This window comes from Methylobacterium sp. 174MFSha1.1, assembly GCF_900116815.1.
GTDB lineage: Bacteria > Pseudomonadota > Alphaproteobacteria > Rhizobiales > Beijerinckiaceae > Methylobacterium.
The window spans coordinates 1-16,839 of the sequence record NZ_FPCB01000038.1 but is presented as its reverse complement, the minus strand read 5'-3'; the positions used below and the strand labels follow the sequence as shown (position 1 = coordinate 16,839).

Here is a 16,839-nt window from a genome sequence, read left to right as displayed (position 1 = left end):
GAAGTCGAGAGCCCGGGATCCATAACCGCTGACAGTGAAAGGCAGGGCGACCAGCGTTCCACCTCGCCCTGAATCGTCGGCGGTTATGGATCCCGGTTTCCGCTGTCGCGGCCCCGGGATGACATCGAGGGTTGCATGTCGGTCGGCCAACTCGAAGCAGCCCCCGAGACCCATGAGGATCCGCCCCGCATGAGCCAGGACGACGCCGAGACGAGGGCTTCGTTGCGCCCCGACGTCCCGGGCACCGCCGCCTTCGGCAAGTTCATGCGGGTGCTGCAGGCGGTGGCGGACGCGCCCGGCGGCGCCACGGTCGCCCGGCTCGCGCAGGGCCTGCGGCTGCCGCGGCCGACGGTGCACCGGATCGTCGCCGCCCTGGCGGCGGAGGGCCTCGTGACCGACGAGGACGGGGTTCTGCAGCTCGGCCCGCGCCTCGTCAGCCTGGCCTTCCGCTCCTTCGACGGCTCGCTCCTGCGCCAGGCGGCGCGGGAGCCCCTGCGCCGCCTGCGCGACGACCTCGACGAGACCGTGCACCTCGCGGTGCCGGATCACGGCGAGATGGTCTACATCGACAAGCTCGAGAGCCACCGCACCGTGCGCATGGCCTCGCGCATCGGCACTCGGGTGGCGCTGCACACCAGCGCCGTCGGCAAGGCTTGGCTCGCGACCCTGCCCGAGCCCGAGCTGACCGCCCTCCTCGCCCGGCTCCCGCTGCCGGCGCGCACGCCCCACAGCCTCACCGACCGCGACGCCCTGCACCGCGCCATCACCGAGACGCGCGCGCGCGGCCATTCCCTCGACCTGCAGGAGAACGAGCTCGACATCTGCTGCTACGGCATGGCGCTGCACGGCGCTCGTAGCCGGGTGCTGGGTTGCATCAGCGTCAGCCTGCCGCGCTACCGCTTCGAGGCGGTGGCGGCCGAGACGGTGCTCGCGGCGATGCGGGCCTGCGCCGACGGCGTGGCGCGGGTCGCGGGGGCGCGCTGATGTGATCTTCCGCGGATCGCGCGGTTCGGCCGCGCGGCAAGGGTTGTGCACGAGCCTGTCGCGCTGTGCTACAGCCACGCCCGGACGGTCGCGAGACCGCCGGGAGTCGCGGGACGAGAGGGCGACGGACGCACAGTGACTGACCGCCGCGAAACCGACCGCATCGACGCCGAGATCGGCCGCTCCGCCCCGAGCCACGATCCGTTCGCCGCCGCCGTGCGCGCGACGCGGATGCCGATGCTGATCACCGATCCCCACGGGCCCGACAACCCGATCATCTTCGCCAACGCCGCCTTCACCAAGCTCACCGGCTACACCCGCGACGAGATCCTGGGGAAGAACTGCCGCTTCCTGCAAGGGCCGGAGACCGACCGCGCCGACGTCGCCAAGATCCGCGACGCGATCGAGCGTCGCGTTGCGATCGAGATCGACCTCCTCAACCACAAGAAGAACGGCGAGCGGTTCTGGAACCGGCTGCTGATCTCGCCGGTCTTCGACGAGAACGGCGAACTGACCTACTTCTTCGCCTCGCAATTCGACGTCACGCTGGAGCGCGAGCGGCTGCGCGACCTCGGCGAGGCCCTGCGCCGGCGCGAGCAGATGCTCGACGCCCTGGTGCGCTCCTCCTCCGAGGTGCGCTACCGGATCAGCGCCGACTGGAGCCGGCTGTACCAATTGTCCGGCGGCAACTTCCTGGCCGACACGACCTCGGCCAGTTCCGACTGGATCGAGAGCTACATCCCGCCGCAGGACCGCGGCGCCTTGCGGGCCGAGATCGAGCGGGCGATCCGCACCAAGACCTCCTACAGCCTGGAGCACCGGGTCTACCTCGCCGACGGCTCGGTCGGCTGGGCCTCGTCCCGGGCGGTGCCGGTGCTCGACGAGGAGGGCCGGATCACCGAGTGGTACGGCGCCGCCACCGACATCAGCGAGCGCAAGGAGGCCGAGGCCGCCTCGCGCGACCTCACCCAGTCGCTCGGCCAGCAGGTGGCCGACCGCACGGCGGAGATGCGCCTCTACGGCGACATCGTCCAGTCGAGCGCCGCGCCGATCTGCGCCTTTGACACCGGGTACCGGCTGATCGCCTTCAACCAGGCCCACAGCGACGCGTTCTACCGGATCTTCGGCCGCCGGGTGCAGGTCGGCGAGGTGTTTCCCGACCTCTTCCCGCCGGACCAGGGCGCGGTGATGCGCGGGTTCATGGCCCGGGCGCTCGCGGGCGAATGCTACACGGTGACCGAGGAATTCGGCGATCCCGACCTCGCCAAGCCCACCTGGGAGGTCTCCTACTCCCCCTTGCGCGACGGCGAGGGCCGGGTGATCGGCGCCTTCCACTTCGCCAAGGACATCTCCGACCGGCTGCGGGCCGAGGCCGAGCTCGCCGCGACGCAGGAAGCCCTGCGCCAGTCGCAGAAGATGGAGGCCGTGGGCCAGCTCACCGGGGGTCTCGCCCACGACTTCAACAACCTGCTCGCCGGCATCTCGGGCTCGCTGGAGCTGATGCAGACGCGGCTCGCGCAGGGCCGCTTCAAGGACGTCGAGCGCTACATGGCGGCGGCGCAAGGGGCGGCGAAGCGCGCCGCCGCGCTGACCCACCGGCTCCTCGCCTTCTCCCGCCGCCAGACGCTCGATCCGCGGCCCACGAACGTCGACCGGCTGGCGCGGGGCATGCACGAGCTGATCCAGCGCACGGTCGGGCCCGGCATCACCCTCGAGGTCGTCGCATCGCCCGAGGCCTGGCCGGCCCTGGTCGACCCGTCGCAGCTCGAGAACGCGCTCCTCAACCTCTGCCTCAACGCCCGCGACGCGATGCCCGAGGGCGGGCGCATCACCGTCTCGACCGCCAACCGGACGATGGACGCCCGGACCGCCCGCCGGCACGACATGCCGGAGGGCGAGTACGTGCGCCTGCGCGTGACCGATACCGGAACCGGCATGAGCCCGGAGGTGATCGCCCGGGTGTTCGAGCCGTTCTTCACCACGAAGCCGATCGGCGAGGGTACGGGCCTCGGCCTCTCGATGATCTACGGCTTCGCGCAGCAATCGGGCGGGCAGGTGCGCATCGCCTCGACGCCCGGCGAGGGCACGACCGTCAGCCTCTACCTGCCGCGCCACGCGGGCGCCGTGCCCGGCGAGGACGAGACCGGGACGGCGCTGCCGCTGGCGCGCTCGACGCGAGGCGAGACCGTGCTGGTGGTCGACGACGAGCCGACCGTGCGGATGCTCGTCACCGACATCCTGGAGGATCTCGGCTACACCGCGATCGAGGCCGGCGACAGCGCGGCGGGACTGAAGGTGCTGCGCTCCGACGTGCGGATCGATCTGCTCGTCACCGATATCGGCCTGCCCGGCGGCATGAACGGCCGCCAGATGGCGGAGGCCGCCCGCGAGACCCGGCCCGACCTCAAGGTGCTGCTGATCACCGGCTACGCCGAGACCGCGATCCTCGGCAACGGCACCCTCGGCCCCGGCATGGCGGTGCTGACCAAGCCGTTCTCGATCGAGACGATGGCCGCAAGGATCCGGTCGATCATCGAGGCCGGGCGGGAGTGGGAGCGGCGGTCGTAGAGCATCATACGGTCGCCCTGCCACCCCGTACACGACAAGGGCGAAAACGTGCACGAGAGGGCGACTCGCCGAGAGCCACCCCTTTCCCGGACGACTGCAGCGATAGCGGAAGGAGATCCGGGATCCAGCCGTAAGAATCGCCGCGAAGCGGCTCTATATGCTGCTCCGTTGCAGACACACGGACGCTTCGCGACTTCTCATGCTGGATCCCGGATCTCCTTCTGCTGACGCTACAGTCGTCCGGGAAAGGGGTAGCTCACGATAAGCCACTCTGCTTCGATCTTACCGCGTTGTCTTGGACGGTCCTGCAATACATCTCATCAGACAATATAATCCAAGGCCTCACGCCGCCCGCACCGTCGCGAGAAATCTCTGTACCTCGTCGGTCAGGCTCTCGGACTGGCGCGACAGGGCGGAGGCCGAGTCGAGCACGAGCGCCGCCGCGGCCCCGGTCTCCTCCGCGGCGCCGGCCACCCCGGCGATGTTGTCCGTCACCGCGCCGGTGCCGGAGGCCGCCTGAGTAACGTTGCGGACGATCTCCTGCGTCGCGGCGCCCTGCTCCTCCACCGCCGCGGCGATCGAGGTGGCGACGCCCGAGATCTCGCGGATGCGCCCGGCGATGGCGTCGATCGCCCCCACCGCCTGCTCGGTCGAGCCCTGGATGCGGCCGATCTGAGTGGTGATCTCCTCGGTGGCCCTGGCGGTCTGGCCGGCGAGTTCCTTGACCTCGGCGGCCACCACCGCGAAGCCCCGCCCCGCCGCACCCGCCCTCGCCGCCTCGATCGTGGCGTTCAGAGCGAGCAGGTTGGTCTGGCCGGCGATCGACGAGATCAGGCCGACGACGTCGCCGATGCGGGCGACCGCGCGGCTCAGCTCCTGGACCAGGGTGCCGGTCCGGTCGGCCTCGGTCACCGCGGCGCGGGCCAGAGCGGCCGAGCCGTCGACCTGGCGGCCGATCTTGCCCACCGAGGCGCCGAGCTCCTCGGCCGCCGCTGCGACCGTGCCGACATTGCCCGCCGCCTCCTCGGCGGCGCTCGCCGCGCCCGCCGAGCGTTCGGCGGTCTCCCCGGCCGTGGCGGTCATGGTCTGGGCGGTCGCCTGGAGTTCGGCGGCGGAGGCCGCGACCTCGCCGACGATGCCGCCGACCGCCCGCTCGAAGGCATCGGCCATCTGGCGCATGCCGGCGCGGCGCTGCTCCTCGGTCGAGGCGCGCGCCAGGGCGGCCTCCTCCTCCAGGGCGCGGGCGCGGATCAGGCCGTCCTTGAACACCTGGACCGCGCCGGCCATCCGGCCGATCTCGTCGCGCCGCCGCGTGCCCTCCACGGCCACCGCGGTGTCGCCGGCCGCCAACCGCTCCATGGTGCGCGCCATCGCGACGACCGGGCCGGCGACGCCGCGCTGCAGGATCAGCCAGGCGAGGACGAGCGCCACCGCGCCCGCGCCCGAGGCGACGGCGACGGTGGTGACCCGGGCCGCCTCGTCCGCCGCCGCCGCGGTCTCGCCGCCCCGGCGCATCATCGCCTCGGCGCCGGCCGCGATCTCGCCGAGGACCTGGCGGGCGGCGGCGAGCGCGGGATCGATCTGCTCGCGGCCGACCCGCAGGGCCTGGTCCTGCTGGCTGCCGAAGGTCTTGGTGATCAGGTCGTCGGTCGCCCCGAAGGCCTGGTTGAACCGGGCCAGGACCTGATCGGCGCCCGCCCCCGCCGCGGGCATCAGGGTCTTCAGCCGATCGAGCCGGCCCGGCAGGTCCGCGGCGATCGCCTTGGTCTCCTTCTCGAGGGCGTCGATCTCGGTCATCGAGCTCTCGGAGACAATGCGGTTCACCACCGCCCCGTAGCGCGTCAGCGCGATCTCGACCTCGGACGCCGCCCGGGCGGCCGCGACGTCGCGGCCGAGCACATCCTGGTAGGTCTGCGCGATGAGGCTCATCCGCGACAGGGCGAAGCCGCACAGGCCCGCCAGGATGATCAGCAGCAGGCCGACCGGGATCGCCGCCTTGGCGAGGATCCGCATGTTGTCGAGGGGCGAACGAGGCACGAAACCGCTCCGGTGAGGCGAACGCCGCCGGACGGTAGTCGCGCCCGATTGACGCGCGATTAATGTCCCTGCGTGTCGTCCCTTGCTCGTGCAACAATCCGGATGCAAGGCCGGCAGATGACGGCGCGCTGCTGGGTCATGACCCGTATCGGCCGACGGCCCACCGCGGGGTAGGCGCTCCTATACTTCGCGGCAGTGTTAGGCCTCGCGGTCGGCCAGGCGCAGCGACCAGACCAGCGTCCCGGCCTCGTCGACCAGCCACAGGGCGTTCACCTGCTCGTCGGCCGGCGTCGTCTCCCGGGCATTGGCGAGGCGCACCGCCTCCTGCCGGTCCGCGGCCGTGACGATCTCGTCGATCAGCGGGGGCCCGATCTCCCCGTCCGGGGCCCGCACCGCCCCGCGCAGTCGGTATGCCGGCATCCGTCCCCTCGCTCCTCGATCGCGTCCCATCCGGTTGCCCGCAAGCCGGAGGCCCGGACCGCACAGGTTCTCGGGCGGGAACGGGTTTCATCAAGGACCGGGACGGATGCGGCGCATCGGCGCTCCCCGGCCGAGGCCCGGCATCCCGGAGCGGACAGGCCCCGCGATCGCGGTCAGCCGGTGCGCCGGGCGGTCCAGCGCCCCGTGCAGGGGCTGATCCCGGCGAGGCTCCAGCGCCCGCTTCCGGCGGAGCCGCGCAGGCGGCCGCTGACCGCGACGCTGGCGAGCCCGCTGCGGATCGTACCGGTGATGCGGCCGTCGGCGCCGGCCCGGCCGGAGGCATCGACGTCGTTGCCCCCGGCATCGTCCACGACGCCGTCGCGGATCACGATCGGGTAGCGGTACGGCCCGGTGCAGGAACCGGTCTCGGCGGTGGCGACGACCGACCAGGCACCGTCGAAGCGGTTGGCCGCGGGCGCGGCGAGGGCCGGGGCGGCGGGGCCGAGAAGCAGGGCGAGAAGCGAGGCCCGTGCGAGGACCGGATGGCGAAACGCTGACATGATCTCCTCTGAGGCGAATGCCCCCCGGTTCGGGCGGGGCCTGGCTCGGCCGGGCCGCGGACCATTGGCGGGGATGGCTCGTCGACGGAGCCGGGCACGGACGGGGGAAGGTGCCGTGCCCGGCTCGCGACCGTCCCGGACGCCTCGGGGGATAGCGCCGGAACGATGGGATGACGCCCTCTCGGGCGAAGGGGGATGACGCCCTTTCGGGCGGACGGGTCGGGACCTCGCCGGTCAGGCGGCGCCGGACGGGGCCGCGAGGGTCCGGTCCGGGCCGTTTCGGCCGAGGTCTTTCCGGTCGAGGTCGTTCCGGTCCAGATCCTGCCCGAGCCGGTCGCGGGCCCGGCTGACGCGGCTCTTCACGGTGCCGGCCGGGCAGCCGATGACCTCGGCGGCGGCCTCGTAGGACAGGCCCTCGACGGCGACCAGCAGCAGCGCCTCGCGCTGCGCCGGGTCGAGCCGGTCGAGGGCGCCCTGCACGTCGCGCAAGGACGCCCGGTGCTCCTGCTCGGCGGCGCTCGACAGGGCGGCGGCGTGGACCCCGTCGGGATCCGCCACCTCGAGGCGGTACTTGCGGCGCCCGTTGAAGAAGCCGTTGCGCAGGATCGCGAACAGCCAGGCCGACAGGCTGGAGCCGGGGGCGAACTGGCGCCGGTGCTCCCAGGCCTTGAGCAGGGTGTGCTGCACGAGGTCGTCGGCGTCCGCCCCGTGATGGGTCAGGGACAGGGCGTAGCGGCGCAGGCGCGGCACCGCGCCGAGCAGCCCGGCCCGGAACGCCGCCGGAACCTCGGCCTGCGCCTCCGCCGCGTCGAGGGCCCGCGTCAGGCGCGCGAGGACCTGGCCGAGGGCCGAGCCGGCATCGAGCGCGACGGCCTCGGGATAGTACTCCTGTAAGAGCCCGCCGAGATGCGACGGGATCAGGGCGGCGGCGGTCTCCGTCACGGCGACCGGTTCTGGCGTCGCGTCGTCTGTTCGCACGGAAAGGGGCCCGTAAACGCTACTCATATCGGACTAGACCAGTCGGCCGGTACGGGCGCATCCCGTGGGGCAGCACGCCGGACCGTCCCTGGTGCGACTTATTTCTGGTCGCCGCCAATTACGTCAATGATACGAATCTACCGGTGAATCTCGTTCTTCGGAGGGAACCCGTTAGCGCGCGATCCGTTTGTGGTCCGTTGCCCGAGGGGCAAAAGGACAGACAGAAGGGATCGAACGGGCCGTGACCGCAGGCGTCGACAGGCATGAACTCCGGCAGATCATCGCCGGCCTCAGCGAGGGCGTGATCCTGGTCGAGCCCGACCAGACCATCGCCTACGCCAACGAGGCCGCGCTCGCGATGCACGGCGCCGAGAGCCTGGACGAGATCGGCCCGACGATCGACGCCTACCGTGCCCGCTTCGCCCTGCGCTACCGCAACAACCGCGCGCCGGAGAACTATCCGATCGAGCGCGTCGTCGCCGGCGAGCGCTTCCACGACGTGGTGGTCGAGGTGACGCGCACCGACAAGCCTGAGGTCGGCTTCGTGCATTCCCTGCGCAGCCTCGTCGCCACCGACCGCGAGGGCAAGCCGAGCTGCCTGGCGCTGATCCTCAAGGACGTGTCGGACCAGTTCGAGGCCGAGGAGCGCTTCGAGCGCACCTTCAACGCCAACCCGGCGCCCGCCGTGATCACGCGGCTCTCCGACCTGCGCCACGTCAAGGTCAATGCCGGCTTCCTGGAGATGACCGGCTACACCCGCGACGCCGTAATCGGCCGCAGCGTCTACGAGGTCGACGTGCTCGCCAACGCCCGCAACCGCGACCTCGCGGTGTCGCGACTCAACGAGGGCGGCACGATCCCCCAGATGGAGGCGCGGCTGGAACTGCCCGACGGCGGCGGCCGCTTCGTCATCGTCGCCGGCCAGCCGATGGAGATGGGCGACGAGCCCTGCATGCTGTTCACCTTCGCCGACCTGGAGTTGCGCCGGAAGGCCGAGACGGCTTTGCGCCAGAGCGAGGAGCGCTTCGCCAAGGCGTTCCGCCTCACGCCGGTGCCGACGATGCTCGCCCGCGCCGGGGATTTCCAGGTCACCAGCATCAACGAGGCTTTCGGCCGGGTCTTCGGCTTCGGCGAGGACCGCGTGGTCGGCCGCGCGCCGGCGGAGTTCGGGCTGTGGGTCTCCGACGAGCAGCGCGCGCGCTTCGAGGGCGTGCTCCTGCGCACCGGCTACGTGCTCGGACTGGAGGTCTGCCTGCGCCACGAGAACGGCGCCGACCTCGACTGCCTGATCTCGGCCGAGCGGGTGACCATCGGCGACGCCGAGTTCGTGCTGATGGTCCTGCAGGACATCACCGAGCGCAAGCACACCGAGCGCGAGTTGTTCGACGCGATCGAGACGGTGATGGCCGACACCTCCTGGTTCAGCCGCGGGCTGATCGAGAAGCTCGCCAACCTGCGCCGGCCCGGCCGCGAGGTGCCGGGCGAGGCGGTGCCCGACCTGACGCTCCGGGAACGGCAGATCCTGAACCTGATCTGCAGCGGGCTCGACGACGACGGCATCGCCCGCAAGCTCGGCCTGTCGCGCAACACCGTGCGCAACCACGGCGCCGCGCTCTACCGCAAGCTCGGCGTCCACCGCCGCACGGAGGTGATCCTGTGGGGCCGCGAGCACGGTTTCCCGCTCCAGGCCTCCGGTAGCTGAAGTTCAGTCTACCGGTAATTTCTTACCATTGAAGCGGCGCGACGCAGTCACATCTGCAAGCCGGTCTGAGTTTTCTCACATCCGACGAGGTACTCATGACCAGACGCGCGCCCACGACTTCCACCGAGCAGGTCAAAGGCTCGGTGAAGGACGCCATCGGCAAGCTCACCGGCGACGTCCGGGTCGAGACCGAGGGCCGGCGTCAGAAGGGCGAACCCGAGTCTCCGCAGGGCGCCGGCAAGCGCCCCCCGGGGGCCGGACCTCGCAAGAGCTGACGACGACCGTCATCCGGCGCCCCGCGCGGGGCGCCGCCCTTTCCCACCGTTAATCAAGGAGAACTTCCATGGTCGATACCGATCGCATCACCGGCGCCGCCAAGGAACTCGGCGGCAAGATCCAGAGCGCCGTCGGCGACCTGACCGGCTCGCACCGCGACTCGGCGGAAGGCCGCTTCCGCGAGGCGCAGGGCGCGGCGGAGAACGTCTACGGCCAGGCCAAGGACACCGCGCGCCACGCCGCGGACCGGGCCCAGGACTATGCCGGCCGCGCCGGCGACCGGGCCCAGGATTTCGCCGACCGCGCCAGCGGCCGGGCCCGTGACCTCGCCGACGAGGCGCAGGACTACGCCGAGGACGCCTATGAGCGCGGCAGCCGCTCCCTGCGCCACGGCGCCCGGCAGGTCAGCGACCAGGTCGCCGAGTACCCGTTCGCCTCGCTGGTGATCGCCGGCATGGTCGGCTTCGGCCTCGGCCTCCTCGTCAACGCCAACCGCGACTGATCCCGCAGAACGACCGCATCGCGAGCGGCGGCCGCTTCGAGCCGCCCTCGCCCGATGCCTGAACGACCCGGAGCAACGACGTGACCATCCAGACCCCCGTTTCCCCCCTCTCGACCGCGGCGCAGGCCGATACCCGCGCGGTCCTGCTCAACCAGGTCTCCTGGGGCGCCATCTTCGCCGGCGCCGTCACCGCGCTGGTGACGCAGGTGATCCTCAACCTCGTCGGCGTCGGCATCGGCCTGTCCTCGGTCGGCGTGAACGCCACCGACAACCCGGCCGCCTCGACCGTCTCGATGGGCGCGGGCCTGTGGTTCGTGGTCTCGGGCATCGTCGCCTCGCTCGTCGGCGGCGCCATCGCGGGCCGGCTCTCCGGCAAGCCGCTGCCTGCCGCCGCCGCCCTGCACGGCCTGGTCTCCTGGGCGGTGACGACCCTCGTGGTCATCTACCTCATCACCTCGGCGGCGAGCGGCCTCGTCGGCGGCACCCTGAGCACGGTCTCGGGCGCGCTCGGCGGCGCCGGCAACCTCGTCGGCGGCACGGTGCAGACCGCAGCCCAGGCCGCGGCCCCGTCGCTGTCGAAGGTCCAGAACCCGCTCGAGGGCATCGAGGACAAGGTGCGCCAGCAGGCCGCCGGCCAGGACCCGCAGGCCGCCCGTGACGCCGCCGTGGCCGCCGTGCGCGCCGTGCTGACCGGCGACGCCGCCCAGAAGGAGCAGGCCAAGACCCGCGCCGCCGACGCCCTGGCCAAGGCCCAGAACATCTCGCCCGACCAGGCCAAGGCCCAGATCGACGACTACCAGAAGCAGTACGAGCAGGCGGTCGCCACCGCCAAGCAGAAGGCCGAGGCCGCGGCGGTCGCCGCCAAGTCGGCCGCGACGCAGGGCGCGTTCTACGCCGCGATCGCGCTGCTGCTCGGCGCCGCCGCCGCCTTCTTCGGCGGCCGCCTCGGCGCCCCGAAGCTGGTCGGCGCCGACTACACCACCCGCCGCGTCTGACGCGAGACACCGGCTCCCGCCCCGGCGGGAGCCGTCCACCCCCGAAACCCACCTCGACCTGAAGGAGAGATTCCGATGAGCAGCACCACCGACAAGCTCAAGGGCCTGGCCAACGAGGCCGTCGGCAACGTCAAGCAGGGCGTCGGCAAGGTCACCGGCAACGACCACCTCGTCGCCGAGGGCAAGGCCCAGGAGCTGAAGGGCGAGGCCCAGCGCACGGTCGGCGAGGCCAAGGACGGCATCAAGACCGTCGCCGACCATCTCACGGGCCGCAAGTAAAGCCCTCGTTCCGGCGGCGGGGTCGTCCCGCCGCCTCGTCCAGTCCAAGATTTTCGTCCATTCCAAGACTCAGGAGGACAGCATGAACCGCGATGAGGTGCGTGGCGCGTCCCGTCACCTGAAGGGCCGCGTCCAGACCGCCCTCGGCGGCCTTCGGGGCGATCCGGCCCAGCAGGTCCGCGGCGCCGCCAACCAGGTGGCCGGCGGGGCGCAATACGCCTATGGCCGCGTCCGCGACCGGGCCGAGGACCTCGCCGACGACGGCCGCCACCTCGCCCACACGGCCCGCGAGCACGCCGAGGACTTCGCCGACGCCGCCCGCGAGCGGGCGGAAGACTTCGCCCACACGGCCCGCAAGCGCGCCGACCGGGCGCTCGCGGACGGGCGCCACGTCGCCCGCGAGGCGCGCCGCCGCGGCGACGTTTACGGCCGGAGGGCCCTGGCCTATGCCGACGGGCACCGCACCAACACCGTGCTCGGCATCGCCGCCCTCGCCTTCGCGGCGGGCTGGCTGATCCGTCGCAAGCGCTAGAGGCCGGCCCTCGTTCGCCGAAGCGGCCACCGCTTCGGCGAACAGCGCACGATGAGATGAATCGTCGCGGCGCGCGCAGACCGGGAATAATTATTTCAGGATCTTTTCCCGCCGGCAAACGTTCATCTAGTCATAGTCTATATGCCAGAAGGGAATCCAGCGATGCTGCGCAAGATCTTCATGCTGTTCGTCCTGCCGAAGCTGATCGCGCGCTTCAACCGCCGCGGCGCGGCGCCCCGGCACGGCCGGACGTACTGATCCGGCTCAGGGCCGGTCGGCAGCGGCCTGGCGGGCGGTAGCCGCCGGCCGGGCCCCGCGCACCGACCAAGAAGAACGACGAAGAAGGCCGTCGTCCCCCTGGATGGCGGCCTTCTCGCGTGAGCGAGGAGCGAACCCGAGCACGCCTCCGGCGGTTGTGACGACATGACAGCTCCTGCCCTCACCTCCGCCCGCCCCCTCCCGCCCGCCGTCGGCCTCGCCCTGGCGGGGGCCGCCGCTCTCGGCGCCGGCACGGTCGAGAATGGGCGCCGCGCCCACGCCGCCGAACAGGCGGTGCCGCCGGTCGGGCGCTTCGTCGAGGTCGGCGGCACGCGGCTGCACGTGCTGGAGCGCGGGCGCGGGCCGGCTCTCGTGCTGCTGCACGGCAACGGCAGCCTGATCCAGGACTGGCTCGTCAGCGGCCTCGTCGACGCGGCGGCGCGGACGCACCGGGTGATCGCGGTCGACCGGCCCGGCTTCGGCTACAGCGAGCGGCCGCGCAGCCGGATCTGGACGCCGATGATGCAGGCCGGGCTGATCCGCGGCGCTCTGCACAGCCTCGGGGTCGAGACGGTGACCGTGCTCGGCCATTCCTGGGGGGCGCAGGTGGCGGTCGCGCTGGCGCTCCAGGATCCGGCCCGGGTGCGGGCGCTCGTGCTCGAATCCGGCTACTACTTCCCCTCGCCCCGGATCGACGGCCTGCTCTTCGCAGTCCAAGGGCTGCCCGGCCTCGGCGACCTCGTCAGCCACACCGTGGCTCCGGTGGCGAGCCGCCTGCTCTGGCCGCGCATCCTGTCGCGGCTGTTCGGACCGAGCCCGGTGCCCGAGCGCTTCTCCCGCGATTTCCCGGTCGAGATGGTCCTGCGCCCCTCGCAGCTGCGCAGCGCCGCCGCCGAATCGGCGCTGATGGTGCCGGACGCCTTCGCGCTCCGGCCGCGTTACGGGGACCTGCGGATGCCGGTGACGATCCTGTCCGGCACCGGCGACCGCCTGCTCTCCCATGACGGCCAGGCGGTGGCGCTCCATCACCGGATGCCCGGCAGCCGCCTCGTCGCGGTGGAGGGCGCCGGCCACATGCTGCACCACATCGCCCCCGACCGGGTGCTCGCCGCCGTCACCGGCGCCTGAGGACGGCACTTGACCCGACAAAGATCCCTTGACCCCCATGTGACGCGGCGGCAAGTCGCGGACGGCTTCCGTCTCGGCTAGGAGGAGAACGATCTCCGCCGGTCCGCGAGCCGGCGGCTTCCTCCTGCTGTGCGGACTCTTGCGACGTGACGATCCTGAAACACGCGCGGCGCCTCGCCGAGACGGGGCGCCAGTGGTTCGTGCCGCCCCCGGGCCCTGTCGCCTGGGGCCGGCTCTACAATTGCGGCGTCCTCGTCGCCCTCAACCCGGAGGCGGAGGCCGACGGCGTCGAACTCGCCCTGGCGCGGAGCGGCGAACGCGAGCACGCGCTGCCGGTCGAGCGCCGCTTCACCGAGAACGGCACCACCTACCTCCACGCCGCCCTCGATCCGGCGCTCCTGGCCGCGCCGGGCACCTTGCGGCTGACGGTGACCGAGCCGGGCCGGGCCGACCAGCAGCGGATCGCGGTCGGGCCGGGGCGCCACACGCTCCACCTCGACGGCATCGTCGGCGGCGTGATCGACGGCTGGGTCTCGTCGCTCTCCGCCGAGCCGCTTCCCACCGTGCATCTCGTGGTCGACGGGCTGGAGGGCGAACCGGTCCGGCCCGGGATCTACCGGCCGGAGCTGCGCTTTTCCGGCCGCGAGGGCGGCTGGAACGGCTTCCGCCTCGCCCTCCCTCCCTGGGCCCTCGACGGGCAGCCGCACACGATCGCCGTGCGGGCCGGCGAGACCGTGGCGGGCTTAGGCGCCTACGCGCCGCGGCTGCGCTCGAGCCTCTACGTCGAGGCGCCGAGCCGCGTCACCGGCTGGGTGTTCGACGAGGCTGGGCCCGACCGGCCGAGCCTCGTGCGGGCGGTGCGCGACGGCGAGGACGTGGCGCGGGTCGAGACCCACGGGCGGTCCGACCTCCTGGAGCTGTTCGGCCGCCACTCGGCCGCCTTCGCCTTTCCGCCCGGCGCGCTGAAAGCCGGCACCGACCTCGCGGTCGGCCCCGTCGGCGCGGGCGAGGTGATCGGCCACCTGCGCGGCACGATCGAGCTCGCCCGCGCCGAGGCGCGGGCGCTGCTGCTGCCGAACGCGCCGGCGACCACGCTCACGGAGCGCCGGCGCTTACGCGACCGCCTCGTGGCGGCGGTGCGGCCCGGCGGCGGGGCGCAGCTCGTCCTCGCCGAGCCGGCCGTGCCCGAGATGCTGCCGGAGAGCGGCCGCACGCCGCCCCCGGCCTGCGCGATCGTGCCGGTCTATAACGGGCTCTCCGACCTCAAGGCCTGCCTCGCCTCGCTCCTGCCGCAGCTGTCGCCCGGGCGGATGCGGGCGCTCGTGATCGACGACGCCTCGCCCGACCCTGCCGTCACGCGCTATCTCGACGACCTCGCGGCCGAGGCGCATCCGGGCCTGACGGTCCTGCGCAACCGTGAGAATCTCGGCTTCATCGGCACGGTGAATGGCGGGCTCGCGCTCCTGGAGCCGGGCGAGGATTGCATCCTCGTCAACGCCGACACGGTGCTGGCGCCCCGCGCGCTGGAGAAGTTGGCGCGAGCCTGCCACCGCGGCCCCGGCATCGCCAGCGCCACCCCGCTCTCGAACAACGCCACCATCCTGGGCTTCCCGGGCATGCCGGAGGCGCAGGGGCCGTTCCTCGGCCTCGCGCCCGCGGCGATCGACGCCGCCCTGGAGGCGGCGGCAGGCGGGCCGGTCCAGATCCCGACGGGAATCGGCTTCTGCCTCTACCTGAACCGGCAGGCGCTCGACGAGGTCGGGGGCTTCTCGCCCGAATGGGGCCGGGGCTATTGCGAGGAAGTCGACTGGTGCCTCACGGCCCGCGACCTCGGCTGGATCCACGTCGCCGCCACCGATGCTTACGTCGAGCACGAGGGCTCGGTGTCGTTCGGCAAGGGGGAGCGGCTGGCGATCCTGGAGCGCAACCACGCCCGGCTCGTCGCCCTCTACCCCGAATACCAGGACGAGGTCGACGCCTTCCTCGCCGCCGACCCGCTCCGCCCGTTGCGGCTCTCGGCGTTCGGGACCCTGCTCGCCGGCCGGGTCCGGCGGCTGACCCTGCATGTCGGCCACGGCTTCGGCGGCGGCGCGACGCGCTACGTCGAGCAGATCCGCGGGCTCGCCCGGGCGAAGGACCACGCGATCGGCCATCTCGCTCCCGCCGGCAAAAGCCTCGCCCTCGAGGTCGCGGGCGCCGAGGTGACCCTGCCGCCGGACGACCTGTTCGCCCTGTTCGAGGCGCTGGAGGGGACGGGGGTCGCGATCGATCTACACCTCAACGCCCGCTTCGGCTACGACTCGGCCTTCCTCGACCGGCTGCTCTCGGGCCGCTGGCCCTACGCGGTCACGCTGCACGACTACCAGTGGTACTGCCCGAAGGTGCACCTCGTCGACGGGCGGAATTTTTACTGCGAGGAGCCGCCGGCCGACATCTGCCGCCACTGCACCGTGGGGGGCGTCCCGTACGATTACGGCGACCAGAACGCCCTGATGGGCGGCGGGCTCGACGGCTGGCTGGCGACGAACGAGCGCATCCTGCGCGGGGCCCGTCACCTGGTGGCGCCCTCCCGCGACACCGCCGAGCACTACGCCCGCCGCCTCGGCCTGTCGCAGATCGCGGTGGTGCCGCACCCGGACGCGGCGGAGCCCCGCCCCGCGCGGCCGCCCCGGGCGCGCACAGGCGCGGTGCGGGTCGCCCTCGTCGGCGGCATCGGGGCCCACAAGGGGTTCGAGCTGGTGGTGGCGCTCGCCGAACGCGCGGCCCGGGAGCGGCGGCCGATCGCCTTCACGGTGATCGGCAACGTCTCCGACCGCGACCGGATCGAGCGCGTCCCCAACCTCACGGTGACGGGCGCCTACGACCCGAAGGACCTGCCGCAGCTTCTGGCCGAGGCCGATCCGGACTACGTGTTCCTGTCGAGCGTCTGGCCCGAGACCTATTCCTACGTCCTGTCGGAGGTCTGGGCCGCGGGCTACCCGGTCGTGGCCTTCGACATCGGCGCCCCGGCGGAGCGCATCCGGGCCGAGGGCGGCGGAATCCTGCTGCCGTTCAGCCGCGACACCGCGCTCGTGCTCGACGCCCTGGTGGCCGCCCGCGGCCAGTTGGCGGGGATCGCGATCCCGGCCCTGCCCGCGGTGGCGCCGAGCCTGGCTGCCTACGAGGCGGCGATGGCGGCGGGCGGGACGGGTGTCGGGGCGGAGGGCTCGGGCCTCTGAGCACGGGTCCGGCCGAACTCGACCGGCTCGACACCCTCTGTGTCATCCCGGCGCTCGCCGAAGGCGGGAACCCGGGATGTTGGGGTGGACGGCCCCCGCCGGCATCATAAGTGCCAGGTTGAGGTCGTCTGACACCCAACCGAGGAGACCGTCCGTGACGCAGATTAGCATCATCGGCCTGGACATCGCCAAGTCCGTCTTCCAGTTCGAGGCCCAGGACGCGCAGGGCGCCGTGGTGAGCACCGAGCGCGTCTCGCGCGACAAGCTGCTGCCGGCGCTCAAGAAGATCCCCGCCACCATCGTGGCGATGGAGGCCTGCGCCACCGCCCATCACTGGGCGCGCCAGATCCGGGCTCTGGGCCACGAGGTGCGCCTGCTGCCGCCGGCCTACGTCAAGCCGTT

The 16,839-nt window shown here is 72.4% G+C and carries 14 protein-coding genes and 1 pseudogene; 11 read left to right on the top strand and 4 right to left on the bottom strand.

From position 1 onward, the window contains the following. Nucleotides 1-189: 189 nt before the first annotated feature. Nucleotides 190-984: an IclR family transcriptional regulator gene (locus BM430_RS27120; RefSeq protein WP_093570396.1), complete on the top strand. Its 795-nt coding sequence runs from the start codon at nucleotides 190-192 to the stop codon at nucleotides 982-984. A 135-nt stretch (nucleotides 985-1,119) separates the two neighbouring features. Further along, nucleotides 1,120-3,552 carry a PAS domain S-box protein gene (locus tag BM430_RS27115; protein WP_093570353.1) on the top strand — a complete coding sequence of 811 codons (2,433 nt, stop codon included), beginning with the start codon at nucleotides 1,120-1,122 and terminating at the stop codon, nucleotides 3,550-3,552. Nucleotides 3,553-3,894: 342 nt separating this feature from the next. On the opposite strand, the gene BM430_RS27110 is transcribed toward BM430_RS27115, so the two are convergent. The 4 genes from BM430_RS27110 to BM430_RS27095 form a co-directional block, all read right to left on the bottom strand. Then, entirely contained in the window at nucleotides 3,895-5,565 is a 1,671-nt protein-coding gene (locus tag BM430_RS27110) for a methyl-accepting chemotaxis protein (RefSeq protein WP_093570352.1), read from the bottom strand. A 222-nt stretch (nucleotides 5,566-5,787) separates the two neighbouring features. Further along, nucleotides 5,788-6,009, bottom strand: a complete 222-nt coding sequence (locus tag BM430_RS27105; protein ID WP_093570351.1) for a hypothetical protein — start codon at nucleotides 6,007-6,009, stop codon at nucleotides 5,788-5,790. A 173-nt stretch (nucleotides 6,010-6,182) separates the two neighbouring features. Continuing rightward, a complete protein-coding gene (locus tag BM430_RS27100) occupies nucleotides 6,183-6,569 on the bottom strand; it encodes a hypothetical protein (RefSeq protein ID WP_093570350.1) in 387 nt (128 codons plus the stop codon). A 234-nt stretch (nucleotides 6,570-6,803) separates the two neighbouring features. Then, nucleotides 6,804-7,511 (bottom strand): sigma-70 family RNA polymerase sigma factor, encoded by a 708-nt coding sequence (locus tag BM430_RS27095; RefSeq protein WP_244539678.1) that lies wholly within the window; start codon nucleotides 7,509-7,511, stop codon nucleotides 6,804-6,806. A gap of 277 nt (nucleotides 7,512-7,788) precedes the next feature. Here BM430_RS27095 and BM430_RS27090 point away from each other — a divergent pair, with 277 nt between their 5' ends. The 9 genes and pseudogenes from BM430_RS27090 to BM430_RS27050 all read left to right on the top strand — a co-directional run. Next, on the top strand, nucleotides 7,789-9,249 hold the full coding sequence (locus BM430_RS27090) for a helix-turn-helix transcriptional regulator (protein ID WP_093570348.1): 1,461 nt from the start codon (nucleotides 7,789-7,791) through the stop codon (nucleotides 9,247-9,249). Nucleotides 9,250-9,344: 95 nt separating this feature from the next. Then, on the top strand, nucleotides 9,345-9,524 hold the full coding sequence (locus tag BM430_RS27085; protein WP_093570347.1) for a CsbD family protein: 180 nt from the start codon (nucleotides 9,345-9,347) through the stop codon (nucleotides 9,522-9,524). A gap of 68 nt (nucleotides 9,525-9,592) precedes the next feature. Then, on the top strand, nucleotides 9,593-10,027 hold the full coding sequence (locus tag BM430_RS27080; RefSeq protein ID WP_093570346.1) for a CsbD family protein: 435 nt from the start codon (nucleotides 9,593-9,595) through the stop codon (nucleotides 10,025-10,027). Between the two features lie 80 nt (nucleotides 10,028-10,107). Further along, nucleotides 10,108-11,022, top strand: coding sequence for a PhnA-like protein (locus BM430_RS27075; RefSeq protein ID WP_093570345.1), 915 nt, complete (start codon nucleotides 10,108-10,110; stop codon nucleotides 11,020-11,022). Between the two features lie 75 nt (nucleotides 11,023-11,097). Continuing rightward, a complete protein-coding gene (locus BM430_RS27070) occupies nucleotides 11,098-11,301 on the top strand; it encodes a CsbD family protein (RefSeq protein ID WP_093570344.1) in 204 nt (67 codons plus the stop codon). A gap of 82 nt (nucleotides 11,302-11,383) precedes the next feature. Next, entirely contained in the window at nucleotides 11,384-11,833 is a 450-nt protein-coding gene (locus tag BM430_RS27065; protein ID WP_093570343.1) for a CsbD family protein, read from the top strand. Nucleotides 11,834-12,256: 423 nt separating this feature from the next. Next, entirely contained in the window at nucleotides 12,257-13,219 is a 963-nt protein-coding gene (locus BM430_RS27060; RefSeq protein WP_093570342.1) for an alpha/beta fold hydrolase, read from the top strand. Nucleotides 13,220-13,365: 146 nt separating this feature from the next. After that, a complete protein-coding gene (locus tag BM430_RS27055) occupies nucleotides 13,366-16,437 on the top strand; it encodes a glycosyltransferase (RefSeq protein WP_093570341.1) in 3,072 nt (1,023 codons plus the stop codon). 154 nt (nucleotides 16,438-16,591) lie between these two features. Continuing rightward, nucleotides 16,592-16,839 (top strand): annotated as a pseudogene (locus tag BM430_RS27050) (IS110 family transposase); the annotation flags it as partial.

Bases quoted from the DNA above. Each gene is read 5' to 3' on its own strand.
- BM430_RS27065 (WP_093570343.1), top strand. From the start codon at position 11,384: ATGAACCGCGATGAGGTGCGTGGCGCGTCCCGTCACCTGAAGGGCCGC.
- BM430_RS27100 (WP_093570350.1), bottom strand. From the start codon at position 6,569: ATGTCAGCGTTTCGCCATCCGGTCCTCGCACGGGCCTCGCTTCTCGCC.
- BM430_RS27105 (WP_093570351.1), bottom strand. From the start codon at position 6,009: ATGCCGGCATACCGACTGCGCGGGGCGGTGCGGGCCCCGGACGGGGAG.
- BM430_RS27085 (WP_093570347.1), top strand. From the start codon at position 9,345: ATGACCAGACGCGCGCCCACGACTTCCACCGAGCAGGTCAAAGGCTCG.
- BM430_RS27120 (WP_093570396.1), top strand. From the start codon at position 190: ATGAGCCAGGACGACGCCGAGACGAGGGCTTCGTTGCGCCCCGACGTC.
- BM430_RS27060 (WP_093570342.1), top strand. From the start codon at position 12,257: ATGACAGCTCCTGCCCTCACCTCCGCCCGCCCCCTCCCGCCCGCCGTC.
- BM430_RS27070 (WP_093570344.1), top strand. From the start codon at position 11,098: ATGAGCAGCACCACCGACAAGCTCAAGGGCCTGGCCAACGAGGCCGTC.
- BM430_RS27080 (WP_093570346.1), top strand. From the start codon at position 9,593: ATGGTCGATACCGATCGCATCACCGGCGCCGCCAAGGAACTCGGCGGC.
- BM430_RS27110 (WP_093570352.1), bottom strand. From the start codon at position 5,565: ATGCGGATCCTCGCCAAGGCGGCGATCCCGGTCGGCCTGCTGCTGATC.